The organism is Blastococcus sp. CT_GayMR16, from assembly GCF_004570875.1.
In the GTDB taxonomy this organism is placed as follows: Bacteria; Actinomycetota; Actinomycetes; order Mycobacteriales; family Geodermatophilaceae; genus Blastococcus_B.
The window spans coordinates 1-15,873 of sequence record NZ_SPQK01000037.1 but is presented as its reverse complement, the minus strand read 5'-3'; the positions used below and the strand labels follow the sequence as shown (position 1 = coordinate 15,873).

Here is a 15,873-nt window from a genome sequence, read left to right as displayed (position 1 = left end):
CGACCGTCGGGGTCACCACCGCGGGCCACCACCGCCGCCAGCTCCTCGGCCGCTCGTCGCGGCGTCCAGGCCGCCTGCAGCGGAACCCTCACGTCGAGGGCGGTGGCCGCCAGTTCGTCCCACAGGGCGCCCGCGGTCCCGGCCGCGAGCCGGCGTCGGCGCTGCAGCGCCCGGACGACGGCCGGCGTCCCGAAGCCGACGAGGAGGACCAGCGCGAGTCCGCCCCCGGCCAGCACCGGCCAGGGCGTGCCGCCGGTGCCCTGCCCCTCGCCGGCCGTCGAGGCGGCGTCGCCGGCCCGGTCCTCGCGGAGGGTCGGTGCGGCCGCCGTCGGCGGCAACGGCAGCGGGAGCACCTCGCCCTCGTCCGTGCGGGTGGTGGAGTCGGCCCGCGGAGCCCACGGGAGCGTCACCGCACGGTCGGTCCCGATCGGTGTGGGGTCGAAGGGCACCCAGCCGAGGCCCTGGAAGTAGACCTCCACCCATGCGTGGGCGTCGTCGCTGGTGATCAGCCGGCTGCCGTCACGCTGTTCCTGGCCCGGCGTGTACCCCAGGGCGACCCGTGCGGGCACCCCGGCGGCCCGCACCATGACCGCCATCGCCCCGGCGTACTGCTCGCAGTACCCCCGGCGCAGCCGGAGGAAGTCCACGAGGTCGTTGCCGCTCGTGCCGGGCTCCGTGGAGAGGCTGTAGCGGAAGTTGTTGGCGCGGTTGGTCAGGAATGCATGGATGCCCCGGACCCGGTCGTAGGGCGTGACGGCCCCGACGGTCGCCTCGGCGACGTAGTCGAGGATCCGCGGGTCCAGTTCCGGCAACCGGGTGTAGAGCAGCTGCATGCCGTTGTCCGGGGGCAACGGCTGCGAGGCCGCGAGCAGCCCGGCGGCCGGCCGCGCCTCTTCGGCGACCACCGTGTAGCTCTGCCCGGCGCTGGTGACGTCGCGGCCGAAGACCGTGCCGGTGGTGGGGTCGTAGCGCCACTGGCCCTCCCCGTCGTCGTGCATCCGCACCGTCAGGGGGGACGTGGGAACGGGCAGGAACCGGTCGTCGTGCTGGATGGCCCGGATGACGGCCGTCACCTCACGGGCCTGCTGCCTGGGCGGGAGCGGGGCCAGCCGGTCGTTGTCGGCGATGGACTCCTCACCGGCAAGGTTGCTCATCGTCCAGCCGACGTCGCCGTCGTAGTCGTCGAGGGTGACCGCGCGCAGGTAGCCCGGGTCATCCACCGTCGTGTCCAGGCGGAGCAGGTCGATCGGCTCGGGCAGCATCAGCTGCCCGGTGAGCTCGGCCACCGGGTCGAGCGCGGTGCCCGTGGCCGAGCCGGAGCCACCCCCGAGGCCGGTGGCCAGGGACCCCTCGGCCAGCGTGGGGACGACGGTGCCGACGACGAGGCCGCTGAGCAGCGCCGCGGAGCCGATCCGCAGCGCCGCCGTCGTCCCGGTGCCGAGCAGCGCGGCGAGCCCGGGCTCCGACGGTCGGCTGGCCGGCCCCACCCGGCGGCGCTGATCGGTCCACAGCAACACGGCCAGCCCGACGGCGGGGGCGGCGATGGCCACGAACCCGATGCCGCCGGTGATGGTGGCGACCGGGACGCAGTAGAGGACGAGCAGGCCGAGGCCGGCCAGCGCTGCCTGGCGCCCGGCGACGGCGAGGAGGTCGACGACGACCGCGACCAGCCCGACGAACAGCGTCGTCATCGCCAGCAGGCCGGTCAGGGGCAGTGCGGGCGTCGCCTGCTCGCGGAGCTCGGCCCCGCCGTCGGCCAGCACCGCGGCCAGCTGGGCGAGGCTGTCACGCGTGGGGAAGACCCCGCCGAAGGCCTCTCCGGGGGAGTACCGGGCCGTGAGGAGCGATAGGACCAGGAACAGCTGACCGGCGGGGACGAGGGCCACACCCAGGGCGGCGATCCGGCCGGGCACCGGCCGGCCGTGCGTGAGCCGCGCCCAGAGCGCCGGGCCGCCGACGCGCAGCAGCAGGCCGCCCGCGAGGACGACGAGGACGACGGCGACGACCGGCAGCAGCCAGGCGGCCGAAGAGAAGACCGGCGTGAGGGCGCACGCCCCGAGGACCGTGGCGGTGGCGGCCGCCCCGGCGGACCGGACGTCGGCGGCGTTCACGCCGGCGCCCCGAGCGGACCCGCGGCCATGGACACCGACGGCAGGCCGGCGGTCCCGCCCAGGGTGGCCCAGACGTCGGCCACCGACCGGTCGGCACTGGCGACGGCGACCCGCCAGCCGGCCGATCGGAGCAGCGACACCGCGTCCTCGCGCTGGCTGGTCAGCACGCCCCGCGCGGCGGTGGCAGCGCCGCGCCGGGACCGCGCGAGCCCCGGGTCGGACCAGCTCTCGATGTCGAGCAGGATCGCGGCGTCGCTGGTGGGACCGGACCGCCCGCGGATGAGCTCGACGACGTTGTCCGGCCCGACCGCACCGAGCAGGCAGATGACCGGGCCGTCCCCGGCGGCGCGGCACAACTGCTCCACGCCGGCGCGCAGGCCCGGCACCCGGGACGGGCCGACCGTGGCGAGCCGGTCCAGGAGTTCCTCGGCACTGAGCCGGCCGCGGCCCGAGGTCGGCACGAGTTCGCCCGCGTCGGTCACCGCCCGGAGCACCGCACCGCGCCGGGCGAGCGTCGTCCCGATGCTGGCCGCCGCCTCGATCAGCCACTCCAGGCTGTCGGGGGGCGGGCAGTCGTCCCCCTCGGGTCCCGGCAGGACGACGGGGGCGTGCCGCGGGGAGACCAGGTGGGCGCGGGCGCGGGTGTCCAGCAGCAGGGTGGCCTGGGCCCGCCAGGGGCGTTCCTCCAGCCGGACCATGAGCTCACCGGTCCGGGCCGTGGCCTTCCAGTGCACCTTGCGCAGGTCGTCGCCGTGCCGGTACTCACGGGTGCTCACGTCGTCCTCGCCGTGGACGGCGATCGTGCGCCGTGCGCCCTCGCCGCCGTTGCCCTGTCCTCCGGCGGGCCCCTCGGAGCCGAGCGGGCGCACGCGCGGGACCACGAGCAGGGCCGCGGTGTCGGTGCCGACGGCGCTGCGCTCGACGAGGCCGAACGGGTCGACCAGCCGCAGTCGCAGCGGGCCGAGCAGGTGCCGGCCGCGCCGGTCGCCGTGCACGCGGTACCCGAGGGTCGCCGTCCCGCCGCCGGGCAGCCGGTCGACGACGAACCGCTTCGAGCGCCCCAGGTCGGCCGGGATCTGCTCGGTGAGCACCCACAGCCCGCCGGGGCGGGTGTCGGCGTTGCTGACCTCGAGCAGGACGTCGGCGGTCTCGCCGCGGGGGAGGCGGGCCGGGGTGAGGGTGCGCCGGGAGGCGAGCCGGAACCGCTCCCGGGCCACGGTCAGCGCGGAGATCACCGGCAGGGCCAGGACGAAGACGGCCAGCTGCGCGAGGCCCTGCTCGCCCAGGAGGATGCCGAGCAGCAGCAGCGCCACACCGGCCCCCACCAGGCAGCGCCCCCGGGCGGTCAACGAGGAGAGGACGAGCCCGGCAGTAGGCACCGCGGGTCAGCGTCCGCGCGGGACGGGCACGGCGGAGAGCAGCTCCGTGACCACCTGCTCCGCGCTGCGGCGACCCAGGGTCGCGTCGGCGGTGAGCAGCAGGCGGTGCGAGAGCACCGGTCCGGCGAGGGCCTGGACGTCGTCGGGCAGCACGTGGTCGCGGCCGGAGAGGGCGGCCGAGGCGCGGGCGGCGCGCAGGAGCTGCAGGCCGGCCCGCGGCGAGGCGCCGAGCCGCAGGTGCGGGGAGCGGCGGGAGGCCTCCACCAGGGCGACGACGTAGCGGCGCACCCCTTCGGACACGAACAGGCCGCCGACGGCGTCGACCAGATCGCGCACCGTCGCGGCGTCGGCCACGGGGGCCAGCCCGACGAGCGGATCGGAGGTCGCCCGGTCGTCGAGCATCGCCAGCTCGGCGTCGCGGCCGGGGTAGCCCATGGAGACCCGCGCGGTGAAGCGGTCGCGCTGGGCCTCGGGGAGGGGATAGGTGCCCTCCATCTCCAGCGGGTTCTGCGTCGCCATCACCAGGAACGGGCGGGCGAGCTCGTAGCTGACGCCGTCGACGGTGACCTGCCGCTCCTCCATGCACTCCAGCAGCGCGGACTGGGTCTTCGGCGAGGCCCGGTTGATCTCGTCGGCGACGACGATGTTGGCGAAGATCGCCCCGGGCTTGAACTCGAACTCCCGGGTCTCCTGGTCGTAGATCGCCACGCCGGTGACGTCGCTCGGGAGCAGGTCGGGGGTGAACTGGATCCGCCGGACGCTGGCGTCGATGGATGCCGCGAGCGCCTTCGCCAGCGTCGTCTTCCCGACGCCCGGGACGTCCTCGATCAGCAGGTGGCCCTCGGCGAGCAGGACGACCAGCGCCAGCCGAACCACGTCGTCCTTGCCCTGCACCACGCGGCCGATGTTCGCCACGATCCGTGCGCCTTCCGCTGCGACGTCGACCGAGGGACCGGCCGCTCCGTCGGCGGTACGTGTCGCCTCCGTCACGTCTTCCACCGTACGTGCCGTTGGGCGTTCGTGAACGGCTCCCGGCGTCACCCGGCCGCGCGAGGCGTCCGGCACGCCTGACCTGCGGCGGGACCACGTCGGCGGGCGGTGGGGAGAGCAGGTCACGACACGGCGTCGAGTGGTGTCCAGTGGGGGCTAGTGGGTTACTGTGTCGCCCGGTGGGGAGGCAGGGACCGTCGGGGTCGCTGCGGGGCCCACAGGAGGACCGATGCAGGGGGTGATCCGGTGTTCGTCGGCAGCTACCCCTTGCGGCTCGACGAGAAGGGCCGGCTCGCCCTCCCCGTCCGCTTCCGCGACCAGGTGGCCGACGGCATGGTGATCAAGAAGGGCCAGGAGCGCTGCATCTACGGCCTGACCATGGGCCGGGTCGCCGAGCAGAGCGCCGCGATGGCCGCGATGGCGCCGTCGGACACCTCCGGCGCCCGTATGGCCGCCCGCATGAGCTTCGGGTCGATGGTCGAGATCGAGCCCGACAAGACCGGCCGCATCACCATCCCCGCGAGCCTGCGGGAGTACGCGGGGCTGGACCGCGACGTCGTCATCGTCGGCGTGGACACCCGCTTCGAGATCTGGGACGCCGCCAACTGGGAGGCCTACGTGGCCGAGCAGGAGGCCGCCTACGCCGACATGGAGAGCGAGGGGATGCCGACGCTGTCGTGATCCCAGGGCACGTCACCGCCCGCTGATGCGGGCCTGCGCAGCCGCCGAACGAGCCGCCTTCCCTGCGGCTCGACCGGTCCGGGCCCCAGCCGCCTTCCCCGCGGCTCGGTCCCGAAGCACTGCGACGGCCCACCACATCGGCACGGAGGAAGCCCACCGCCCCCGCGGGGCACCACCTGACGCTCTTCCCCGACGCCAGGCGGAGCCCCGCGGGGGGCGGCCACACCATCTCTGCCCCCACTGCGCTCCACTTCCGCCCGCCCGCCCCAGCTGCTTCCGCCCGCCCGCCCACCGAGCCCCACCCGCCCCACTCGGCTCCACCGGAACCGATTCGCACCGCATGCAGCCCGCGTCCCACCGCAGGGCGCCGGTGCGCGGCACCATCGCCGGAGCAACCCCGGACCGTTCGAGAGGCAGTCGACGATGAGCAGCACGGGACCTGCCGCGGCGCCGGGCCCATCGGGGCCCGCGGTGCACGTTCCCGTCCTGCTGGAACGTGTCACCGAACTCCTCGCCCCCGCGTGCGCGGTCGACGGCGCCGTCCTGGTCGACGCCACCCTGGGGCTGGCCGGGCACTCCCTGGCCATGCTCGACGCCCACCCCGGTCTCCGGCTGATCGGCCTGGACCGCGACCCGGACGCGCGCGCCGAGGCAGCCCGCCGGATCGAGGCGGCCGGGTACAGCGACCGGGTCACCCTCGTGCCGGCCGTGTTCGACGAGCTCCCGGACGTGCTCGCGCGGCTCGGCATCGACGAGGTCCAGGGCGTGCTGTTCGACCTCGGCGTCTCCTCGCTCCAGCTCGACCGACCCGAACGGGGCTTCAGCTACTCCGTCGACGCGCCGCTGGACATGCGGATGGACCCGGGCGCCCCGCGGACCGCCGCCGAGATCGTCAACACCTATCCGCCGAAGGACCTCGCCCGGGTGCTCCGGGTCTACGGCGAGGAGCGGTTCGCCTCGCGGATCGCGGCCGCCATCGACCGCGAGCGCACCCGGGAGCCGTTCACCACCACCGCCCGCCTCGCCGAGCTGGTGCGCTCCTCCATCCCCGCCGCCACCCGGCGCACCGGCGGACACCCGGCCAAGCGCACGTTCCAGGCGCTGCGCATCGAGGTCAACGACGAACTCGGGGCCCTCGAGCGGGCCCTGCCGGCCGCCGTCGAGGCCCTCGCCGTCGGCGGCCGGGTCGTCGTCATCACCTTCCACTCCCTCGAGGACCGCATCGTCAAGCAGACGCTGGCCGCCGGCGCCGTCGACCGGACGCCGCCGGAGTTCCCCGTGCCGAACCCCGAGCTCGGCCCGGTCCTCCGGCTGCTCACCCGCGGCGGCGAGGAAGCCGGCGAGGCCGAGACCGCAGCGAACCCGCGGGCCGCGTCCGCGCGGGTCCGCGCCGCCGAACGCATCCGGAGGGCCGCATGACCGGTCGCGCCACTGCCCGCGTTCCCTCCCGCAGCACCGCGCCGTCCGCCCGGACGACGACGGGCACGACCCGGACGACGCGCAGCGGGACCCGCAGCACTCCGCGGCCCACCCCGCGCCCCGAGCTCCGGCTGGTCCCCGGCGTTCCCACCACGCGCCCGCGCCGCCGTCCCACGTCGGCCCTCCGGCACAAGCGCGCCCCCTACGTCCTGCTCGTGGTCGGCCTGCTGGTCGGCACCACGCTGGCGCTGCTGGTCCTCAACACCGTCATCGCGGTCGACTCCCTGAAGGCCACCCAGCTGCGGGCGGAGAACGCTGAGCGGGCCCAGGAGGTCCAGCGCCTCGAGCAGCAGGTCGTCTCCGGGAGCACGCCCGCCGAGGTCGCCCGTGCGGCGGTCGCGGCCGGCCTCGTGCCCGCCGGCCCGGCGGCCTACCTCGTCATCGAGCCCGACGGCTCCGTCCTCCGCGGTACCCCCGAGCCCGCTCCGGCGCCCGGCGACGCCGAGGGCGGGGACTGAGCAGTGCCGAACACGGTCCGCCCGGGGGCGTTCACCTCTCGCCGGGCCCCGGGCAGCCGGCGCAGTGGCGCCGGGCTGTCGGTCGATCAGCGCGGGCTGCGCAATCGCTGGGGCCTCGCCCTGATGATCACGCTGCTGGTGCTCGTCGTCGGCCGGCTGGCCGTCCTGCAGGGGGTCGACGGCGCCGCCTACGCCAACGCCGCCGAGCAGGACCGGCTGCGCACCTATCCCATCGCGGCGCTGCGCGGCGCGGTCCTCGACCGCGACGGCAACCCCTTCGCCTACACCGTCGCAGCCTCCCGGGTCGTGGCCGATCCGACGGTGGTCTCGCACCCCGCGCGCACCGCCCGGGAACTCGGCCCGCTCATCGACGTCCCCGAGGCCGAGCTGGCCGAGAAGCTGTCGCAGGACGACCGCTACGTCGTCCTGGCCGCGCAGGTCTCCCCGGAGACCACCGACGCGATCGACGCCCTGGAGCTGCCCGGCATCTCCTTCGAGGACGACCCCGTGCGGCTGTACCCGGCCGGCACCGTGGGCGGCCAGGTGATCGGATTCGTCGGCCGCGACGGCGAGGGCCTCGCCGGCATCGAGCAGACCTTCCAGGACGAGCTCGCGGGCACCGACGGCCATCGGCGGGTGGAGGTCGGCAGCGGCGGCAACCCGATCCCCTCGGGGATCGACGAGTCGACGCCGGCCACCGACGGCGACACCGTGACGCTGACCGTCGACCAGGACCTGCAGTACGTGACCGAGCAGCGGCTCGGCGAGGCCTGCTCCGACGGCGCCACGACCCGCGCGTCGGCGGTCGTCCTCGACGTCCACACCGGTCAGGTCATGGCGATGGGGTCCTGCCCCGGCTATGACCCGGGGAACTATTCGAAGACCGACCCGAACCTGCTGGGCAACCCCGTGGTGTCCGACGTCTTCGAGCCGGGCTCGGTGATGAAGGCCGTGACCCTGTCGGCCGCGCTGGAGGAGGGGGTGGCGACCCCGGACACGGTGCTGTCGGTCAACGGGCACATCGCCGCCGGCGACCGCGTCGTCACCGACGCCCACGACCACGCGCCGATCGAGTGGACGGTCACCGGCATCCTCGCCAAGTCCAGCAACGTCGGCACGATCATGCTGGCCCGCGAGGTCGGCGACGAGAAGCTCGAGCACTACCTGCGGGCCTTCGGGCTGGGCGACACCACCGGCATCGAGCTGCCGGGCGAGAGCGCCGGCATCCTCGAGGACTCCGCGGACTGGACCGCCAGCCGGGCGGCCAACGTGCCGATCGGCCAGGGCGTCTCGGTGACGACGCTGCAGATGGCGTCGATCTACCAGACGATCGCCAACGACGGCGTGCGGATCGAGCCGCGCATCGTCGAGTCGGTCACCGGGCCGGGCGGGCGGGTGACCGAGGCGCCGGAACCGGAGAGCACGCGGGTCATCAGCCAGTCCACCGCCGACCGGATGGCCTACATGCTCGAAGCGGTCGTCGGCCGCGACGGCACCGCACCGCTCGGCGAGATCGAGGGCTTCCGGGTGGCCGGCAAGACCGGCACCGCCCAGCGGGCCAACCCGGAGTGCAACTGCTACGAGGGCGGCGGCTACGTCACGACGTTCGTCGGGTTCGCGCCCGCCGACGATCCCCAGTACGTCGTCGCCGTCGACCTGGAGCGGCCCACGAGCGAGGCGGAGGGCGGCCAGGTCGCCGCCCCGGTCTTCGCCGACATCATGCGGTACGCGCTGACCGCCGACGGCGTCGTCCCGTCGGGCACACCCCGGCCGGACTTCGTCCTCACCGGTACCCCCTGACCCCCTCGGCGGGCGCCTCTCCGTCCTGGCGGAGGGGCCTGCGGCGTGCGGTGCCCCCCGAGGTGCGCGGGCGCAGCACCCTCCGCCGGTAGATTGGAGCCCCGTGACCCCGACCGACGCCGGGTCGGTGCCCCGGCCCACGGGGAACCGACCCCTGTCCCTCGCCGAACTGGCCGACCTCGTCGGCGACCCCGTGAGCGGTCCGGCCGACGGCACGCAGATCCGCGGCGTCACCCTGGCATCGGCTGACGTCCAGGCGGGTGACCTGTACGCGGCCCTTCCCGGTGCCCGCACCCACGGCAGCCAGTACGTCGCGGACGCGGCGTCCCGGGGCGCTGTCGCCGTCCTCACCGATCTCACCGGGCAGGCGGCCGCCGCCGAGTCGGGCCTCCCGGTCTGCGTGGTGGACGACCCCCGCGCCGTGCTCGGGGAGGTCGCGGACCGGGTGTACGGCGAGCCGAGCCGCCGGCTGACCGTGCTCGGGATCACCGGCACCAACGGCAAGACGACGACGGCGTACCTCGTCGAGGCGGGCCTGGCCGCCGCCGGGCTCGGCACCGGCCTGATCGGCACCGTGCAGACCCGCACCCGCGGTCGGGACGCCGCCGGGCAGCCGACGGTCACCGCGCTCCCCAGCGTCCGCACCACCCCCGAGGCGCCCGCCCTGCACGCCCTGCTGGCCGAGATGGCCGAGTCGGGTGTCTCCGCGGTGGTCATGGAGGTCTCCAGCCACGCACTGGTGATGGGCCGCGTCGGCGGGATCCGGTTCGCCACCGCGGGCTTCACCAACCTCGGCCGCGACCACCTGGACTTCCACGGCGACCTCGAGGAGTACTTCCAGGCGAAGGCGATGCTCTTCGACGGGCGGGCCGCGCGGGAAGTGGTCACCGTCGACGACGAGGCCGGCCGCCGGCTGGCGGGGCTGCGGCCGGACGCCGCGACGGTGTCGATCGCGGGCCAGGCCGACTGGACCGCGACCGACGTCGAGCCGGCGCCCGGAGGCGGCTCGACCTTCACCCTGCGCGGCCCGGACGGCGCGACGTGGCCGGCGCGGCTGCGGCTGCCCGGCCGGTTCAACGTGGCCAACGCCGTCCTGGCCGTGGCCCTGCTCGACGCCGTGGGGGTGCCGGTCGTGACCGCGCTCGCCGGGCTGGCGGAGACCGTGGTCCCCGGACGGATGGAGCCGGTCGAGGCGGGCCAGCCCTTCGTCGCGGTCGTGGACTACGCCCACACCCCGGATGCCGTCGCGACCGCCCTGGCGGCACTGCGGGCCGACACGGCCGGCCGCGTGATCACCGTCCTCGGCTGCGGCGGTGACCGCGATCCGGGAAAGAGGCCGGCGATGGGGACCGCTGCGGCCCTCGGCAGCGATGTACTGATCGTGACCGACGACAACCCGCGCTCGGAGGACCCGGCCGCGATCCGCGCCGCGATGCTCGACGGCGTGCAGCAGGTGCCCGCCGACCTCCGCGCCGAGGTGCTCGAGGTCGCCGGCCGCCGCAACGCGCTGGCCGCCGCGGTCGCCCTCGCAGCACCGGGGGACACCCTGCTGGTCGCCGGCAAGGGCCACGAGACCGGCCAGGAGGTCGCGGGCACCGTGCACCCCTTCGACGACCGCACCGTGCTCCGCGAGGTCCTGGCCGGGATGGGGACACGCACGTGATCGAGCTTGCGAGGGCACGCAAGAACACAGCATCGCCGAGCACAGGGGCGACGAGCGCCAGCGAGGAGTCCTTGTGATCCGGCTGACCCTGGCCGAGGTGGCCGAGCTCACCGGCGGCGAGCTGACCGGTGACGCGGACGCGATCGTCACCGGTGCGGTGACCCTCGATTCCCGGACCGTCGCGGCGGGCGACCTCTTCGTCGCCGTCGCGGGGGAGCACGTGGACGGCTCCGACTTCCTGCCGGCCGCAGCCGCCGCCGGAGCCGTCGCCGCGATCAGCACGCGTCCGGACGACGCCCTTCCGTGCGTCGTCGTCGACGACCCGGTCGACGCCCTGGGGCGGCTGGCGGCGGGCGTGCACGCGCGGCTCGTGGCCGGGGGGCTGCAGACGCTGGCGATCACCGGTTCCTCGGGCAAGACCTCGACCAAGGACCTGCTCGGCCAGGTACTGGCCGCCGCGGGCACGACCGTGAGCCCGCCCGGGTCCTACAACAACGACATCGGCCTGCCGATCACCGTCCTCAGCGCCGACGAGCAGACCCGCTTCCTGGTGCTGGAGATGGGCTCGCGCGGGCGCGGGCACATCGCCCGGCTCTGCCGCGTCGCCCGGCCCCGCATCGGCGTGGTGCTCAACGTCGGCTCCGCCCACCTCGGCGAGTTCGGCAGCGCCGAGGGGATCGCCGTGGCCAAGGGGGAGCTCGTCGAGGCGCTGCCCGACGACGGCACCGCCGTCCTCAACGCCGACGACCCCCGGGTGCTCGGCATGGCCGCCCGCACGCGCGCCACCGTCCTGACCACCGGCCGGAGCGAGGACGCCGCCGTCCGTGCGGTCGACGTCGTTCTGGACGGCGCCGCCCGTGGCGCCTTCACCCTGGCCGCCGCGGGGGAGGAGCACCCCGTCGCGCTCCAGGTGGTCGGTGAGCACCAGGTGGCCAACGCCCTGTCGGCCGCCGGCGCCGCACTGGCCGCGGGCATGGCCCCGGCGGAGGTCGCCGCCGCCCTGTCGGCCGCCGGACCGCGCAGCCGCTGGCGCATGGAGGTGTCCCGCCGCGACGACGAGGTGACCGTCGTCAACGACGCCTACAACGCCAACCCAGAGTCGATGCGGGCCGCGCTGGCCGCACTCGCCGGCCTGTCCGGCACCCGCCGGATCGCCGTCCTGGGCGCCATGGCGGAGCTCGGCCCCGACGCCGCGGCGGAACACGAGCGGCTCGGTCGGGACGCGGCCGCCGCAGGGGTCGACCTGATCGTTGCCGTCGGTCCCGATGCGGTAGGCATAGCCGACGGCGCGGCGGCTGCCGGCCGTCGCGCAGGAGAGGAGTCGGTGCACGTGCCGGACCGGGCCGCTGCCCGCGAGCTGTTGTCGAAGGTGCTGCGGCCCGGGGACGTCGTCCTCGTCAAGGCCAGCCGCTCCTACGGACTGGAACTGCTCGCCGCCGATCTGCTGACCGCAGGGGCCGGCGCGTGAGGTCTGTCCTGATCGCGGCCGGTTTCGGCCTGATCATCTCGATCCTGATCACCCCGATCGCGATCCGCGCGTTCCGCCGGCAGGGCCTGGGCCAGGAGATCCGGGACGACGGCCCCGAGAGCCACCTGTCCAAGAAGGGCACGCCCACCATGGGCGGGACGGTGATCGTCGGCGCGACCCTCGGCGGGTACCTGGCCGCCCATCTCCTACTGAACGGCCAGGACAACTGGGGGTTCACCGCCACCGGCCTGATGCTGCTGTTCCTCATGACCGGCATGGGCACGGTCGGCTTCCTCGACGACTACCTCAAGATCCGGCACCGCCGCAGCCTCGGGCTGAACAAGACCGCCAAGCTCGTCGGCCAGCTGGTCGTCGGCGTCGCGTTCGCCGTGCTGGCGATCAACTTCCCGAACAACCGGAACGTGACGCCGGCCTCGACCGTCGTCTCCTACGTCCGGGACATCGCGCCGTTCGCGCTGGGCTCGGTCGCGTTCGTGATCCTGGCCTATCTGTTCATCGCCGGGTTCTCCAACGCCGTGAACCTCACCGACGGCCTCGACGGGCTGGCCGCGGGGTCCTCGGCGATGGTGTTCGCCTCCTACGTGTTCATCTCCTTCTGGCAGTTCACCCACGACTGCGCCAACGAGCTGATCGAGGGCTGCTACACCGTGCGGGACCCGCTGGACGTCACTCTCGTGGCGGCCGCGGCGCTCGGGGCCTGTCTGGGATTCCTCTGGTGGAACACCAGCCCGGCCCGCATCTTCATGGGCGACACCGGCTCGCTGGCGCTCGGCGGTCTGCTGTCGGGGCTGGCCATCGTCACCCGCACCGAGCTGCTGCTCGTCGTCCTCGGCGGGCTGTTCGTCGCGGTCACCCTGTCGGTCGTCATCCAGGTCGCGTTCTTCCGCGCCACCCGACGGCGGGTCTTCCGGATGGCCCCGCTGCACCACCACTTCGAGCTCGCGGGCTGGACCGAGAACACCGTCATCGTGCGGTTCTGGCTGGTCACCGCCATGGCCGTCGCCTTCGGTATCGGGTTGTTCTATGCCGACTGGCTCGACTTCGTCGGGCTCTAGCGATGCAGCTGAACGGGCGCACGGTCCTGGTCGCCGGCCTCGGGGTCTCCGGGGCGGCCGCGGCCCGGGTGCTGCTGCGCCTCGGCGCGAGGGTGCTGCTCACCGACGCGGCCGAGCCGGCCGTCGTCGCCGAGCTCACCGCGGACGGCGGCACATGGCTCGGCCCGCGGGAGACCGTCCCCGACGGCGTCGACCTGGTCGTCACCTCGCCGGGCTGGCGCCCGGACGCGCCGCTGCTGGTCGACGCCGCCGCCCGCGGAGTGGAGGTCGTCGGCGAGCCGGAGCTGGCCTGGCGCCTGCGCATACCGGGCGCCGACGGCACGCCGGCGCCGTGGCTCGCGGTCACCGGCACCAACGGCAAGACGACGACGGTCACCATGCTCGAGGCGATCCTCCTGGCCGACGGCCGCCGCGCCGTCGCCGCCGGGAACGTCGGGCGACCGCTGGTCGAGGTGGTCACCGCCGTCGAGGACGACAGCACACCCACCTACGACGTCCTCGCCGTGGAGCTCTCCAGCTTCCAGCTGCACTGGTCGTCGACGCTCGCGCCGGCCGCGGCCGCCGTCCTCAACGTGGCCGACGACCACACCGACTGGCACGGGTCGTTCGCCGACTACCGCGACGCCAAGGCCCGGATCCTGCGGCTGGCCCCGGTGGCGGTCGCCGACGCCGGCGACCCGGTCGCCTCCGCCCTGGTCGCCGGCCATGCCCGCCCGGTGACGGTCACCCTCGGCGAGCCGGCGCCCGGCCAGCTCGGGGTCCGGTCCGGAGCGCTCGTCGACCGGGCGTTCAGCGCCGACCCGGCGGGGGAGCTGCTGCTGGACCTCGCGGACCTGCAGGTCCCCGGGCCGCACAACCGGGTCAACGCCCTGGCCGCCGCGGCGCTGGCCCGGGCGATCGGCGTGCCGGCCGAGGCGGTCGGCCGCGGGCTGGCCGGCTTCCGCGGCGGGGCGCACCGCAACGTGCTCATCGCCACGGTCGACGGCGTCGACTACGTCGACGACAGCAAGGCGACCAACCCGCACGCGGCCGGCGCCTCGCTCGCCGCCTATCCGCGGGTGGTGTGGATCGCCGGGGGTCTGCTCAAGGGCGCCGACGTCGATCCGCTGGTCGCCGCCGTCGCCGGGCGGCTCGGCGGCGTGGTCCTCCTGGGCCGCGACCGGGCCGATATCGCCGCCTCACTGGCGCGACACGCCCCGATGGTCCCCGTGGTGAGCGTGGCCAGCGGCGACGATGACGGGATGGACGGGACTGGTGTGACGGGCGAGGCGACGATGACGCAGGTCGTCGCCGCTGCCGCCGGGCTCGCCCGCCCCGGCGACACGGTCCTGCTGGCGCCCGCGGCCGCCTCGATGGACGTCTTCCGCGACTACGGCCACCGCGGCCGGGCCTTCGCCGACGCGGTGCGGGCCCTGTCCCGGTGACCACGAGCACCCGGCCGCGGTCGGCCGGCGGTGAACGCCGCGCGCCGGCCGCCCCCACCCGGTACGAGCGCGCGCCCACGTTCCGCGGCCCCGCCTGGCTCGACGGGCCCATGACGAGCGCCCACCTGGTGTTCGGCGCGGCCGGGCTGCTGCTGACCATCGGGCTGGTCATGGTCTTCTCCGCCTCCTCGATCGAGGCGGCCCTCGCCGACGAGCCCGCCTGGGCGCCCGGCGTCCAGCAGCTGATCTGGGCCGTGCTGGGCGTCGGCGCGATGCTGGTCGCGCTGCGGCTGCCGGCCGGCTTCCTCCGGCGGTGGTCGCCGATCGCGCTGATCGTGGTCGCCGCGATGCTGCTGCTGGTGCTCGTGCCGTTCATCGGCGTGAAGCTCAACGGCGCCCGGCAGTGGTTCAACCTGGGCTTCGCGTACCTGCAGCCGTCGGAGATCGCCAAGCTGGTGTTCGCGCTCTGGGGCGCGCACGTGCTCGCGCTGCGCGAGCGATACCTGACGACGACGTCGCTGCTCGTGCCGGTGCTGCCCGTCTTCGCCGTGCTGTCGCTGCTGCTCATCGCAGAACCCGACTTCGGAGCGGTCGTCACCCTCGGACTCGTGCTCACCGGCCTTCTCTGGGCCGGCGGTATGCCGGTGAAGTACTTCGCGTGGGCCCTGGCCGGCTTCGCCGCCCTCCTCGCTCTCGTCGCGGCGTTGTCGCCGGAGCGGCTGGAACGGCTCACGTCGTTCCTCGACCCGTTCGCCGATCCCTCGAACGCCGGCTTCCAGGCCGTCCGAGGCATGTACGCCCTCGCCACCGGCGGGCTCTGGGGCGTCGGGCTCGGCAACAGCGCGATGAAGTGGAACCTGCTGCCGCACGCGGAGTCCGACTACATCTTCGCGATCATCGGCGAGGAACTCGGCTTCCTCGGCTGCCTCGTCGTCGTCACCCTGTACGGCGTGCTCGCCTACGCCGGCTTCCGGATCGCCCGCCGCTCGGCCGACCGCTTCGTGCAGCTGGCCAGCGTGGCGATCACGGTCTGGCTCGTGGGCCAGGCGGCCATGAACATGGGCTACGTGGTCGGCCTGCTGCCGGTCACCGGCGTGCAGCTCCCGCTGATCTCCGCCGGTGGGACGTCGCTGGTGCTCACCCTCTTCATCGTCGGTCTGCTCGCCCGGTTCGCCCGATCGGAACCGGCGGCCATCGAGGCGCTACGCGGCCGGGAGCGCGGCCGCCTCGCGCGGATCTTCCTGCCCGTGCCGGTGGCGTCCGTCGACCCGGTGCGCCCGCGGCGGCGCCCCGAGGACCGGCCGTCGGCCCGCCCGGTGGTCAGCGGCGGCCGCACCGTCGTCC

The 15,873-nt window shown here is 74.9% G+C and carries 12 protein-coding genes; 9 read left to right on the top strand and 3 right to left on the bottom strand.

Going from position 1 to position 15,873, the window contains the following annotated elements; genetic code table 11:
- The 3 genes from E4P38_RS22345 to E4P38_RS22335 form a co-directional block, all read right to left on the bottom strand.
- Positions 1-2,111, bottom strand: a 2,111-nt coding sequence (locus E4P38_RS22345; RefSeq protein ID WP_135134195.1) for a DUF3488 and transglutaminase-like domain-containing protein, incomplete at its 3' end; no start/stop codon positions are given.
- Positions 2,108-3,490: a DUF58 domain-containing protein gene (locus E4P38_RS22340; protein ID WP_135134194.1), complete on the bottom strand. Its 1,383-nt coding sequence runs from the start codon at positions 3,488-3,490 to the stop codon at positions 2,108-2,110. The genes E4P38_RS22345 and E4P38_RS22340, both read right to left, overlap by 4 nt.
- A gap of 6 nt (positions 3,491-3,496) precedes the next feature.
- On the bottom strand, positions 3,497-4,480 hold the full coding sequence (locus E4P38_RS22335; protein ID WP_135134193.1) for an AAA family ATPase: 984 nt from the start codon (positions 4,478-4,480) through the stop codon (positions 3,497-3,499).
- Between the two features lie 246 nt (positions 4,481-4,726).
- Here E4P38_RS22335 and mraZ point away from each other — a divergent pair, with 246 nt between their 5' ends.
- The 9 genes from mraZ to ftsW all read left to right on the top strand — a co-directional run.
- Positions 4,727-5,161 (top strand): division/cell wall cluster transcriptional repressor MraZ, encoded by a 435-nt coding sequence (gene mraZ, locus E4P38_RS22330; protein WP_135134192.1) that lies wholly within the window; start codon positions 4,727-4,729, stop codon positions 5,159-5,161.
- Between the two features lie 423 nt (positions 5,162-5,584).
- Positions 5,585-6,580: a 16S rRNA (cytosine(1402)-N(4))-methyltransferase RsmH gene (gene rsmH, locus E4P38_RS22325; RefSeq protein WP_135134191.1), complete on the top strand. Its 996-nt coding sequence runs from the start codon at positions 5,585-5,587 to the stop codon at positions 6,578-6,580.
- Complete coding sequence (locus E4P38_RS22320) at positions 6,577-7,098, top strand: hypothetical protein (protein ID WP_135134190.1); 522 nt, start codon at positions 6,577-6,579, stop codon at positions 7,096-7,098. The genes rsmH and E4P38_RS22320 overlap by 4 nt, the downstream gene beginning before the upstream one ends.
- Positions 7,099-7,101: 3 nt before the next feature.
- The gene (locus tag E4P38_RS22315; protein WP_135134189.1) at positions 7,102-8,898 is read left to right on the top strand and encodes a penicillin-binding protein 2; all 1,797 of its coding nucleotides are present in this window, start codon (positions 7,102-7,104) and stop codon (positions 8,896-8,898) included.
- 103 nt (positions 8,899-9,001) lie between these two features.
- Positions 9,002-10,561 carry a UDP-N-acetylmuramoyl-L-alanyl-D-glutamate--2,6-diaminopimelate ligase gene (locus tag E4P38_RS22310; protein WP_135134188.1) on the top strand — a complete coding sequence of 520 codons (1,560 nt, stop codon included), beginning with the start codon at positions 9,002-9,004 and terminating at the stop codon, positions 10,559-10,561.
- Positions 10,562-10,634: 73 nt separating this feature from the next.
- Complete coding sequence (murF, locus tag E4P38_RS22305; protein ID WP_135134187.1) at positions 10,635-12,029, top strand: UDP-N-acetylmuramoyl-tripeptide--D-alanyl-D-alanine ligase; 1,395 nt, start codon at positions 10,635-10,637, stop codon at positions 12,027-12,029.
- On the top strand, positions 12,026-13,105 hold the full coding sequence (mraY, locus tag E4P38_RS22300; protein WP_135134186.1) for a phospho-N-acetylmuramoyl-pentapeptide-transferase: 1,080 nt from the start codon (positions 12,026-12,028) through the stop codon (positions 13,103-13,105). The genes murF and mraY overlap by 4 nt, the downstream gene beginning before the upstream one ends.
- A gap of 2 nt (positions 13,106-13,107) precedes the next feature.
- Positions 13,108-14,529, top strand: coding sequence for a UDP-N-acetylmuramoyl-L-alanine--D-glutamate ligase (gene murD / locus E4P38_RS22295; RefSeq protein WP_135134185.1), 1,422 nt, complete (start codon positions 13,108-13,110; stop codon positions 14,527-14,529).
- The coding region (gene ftsW / locus E4P38_RS22290; protein WP_245161235.1) for a putative lipid II flippase FtsW at positions 14,526-15,873 on the top strand (1,348 nt) is incomplete at its 3' end. The genes murD and ftsW, both read left to right, overlap by 4 nt.

Bases quoted from the DNA above. Each gene is read 5' to 3' on its own strand.
- rsmH (WP_135134191.1), top strand. From the start codon at position 5,585: ATGAGCAGCACGGGACCTGCCGCGGCGCCGGGCCCATCGGGGCCCGCG.
- E4P38_RS22320 (WP_135134190.1), top strand. From the start codon at position 6,577: ATGACCGGTCGCGCCACTGCCCGCGTTCCCTCCCGCAGCACCGCGCCG.
- murD (WP_135134185.1), top strand. From the start codon at position 13,108: ATGCAGCTGAACGGGCGCACGGTCCTGGTCGCCGGCCTCGGGGTCTCC.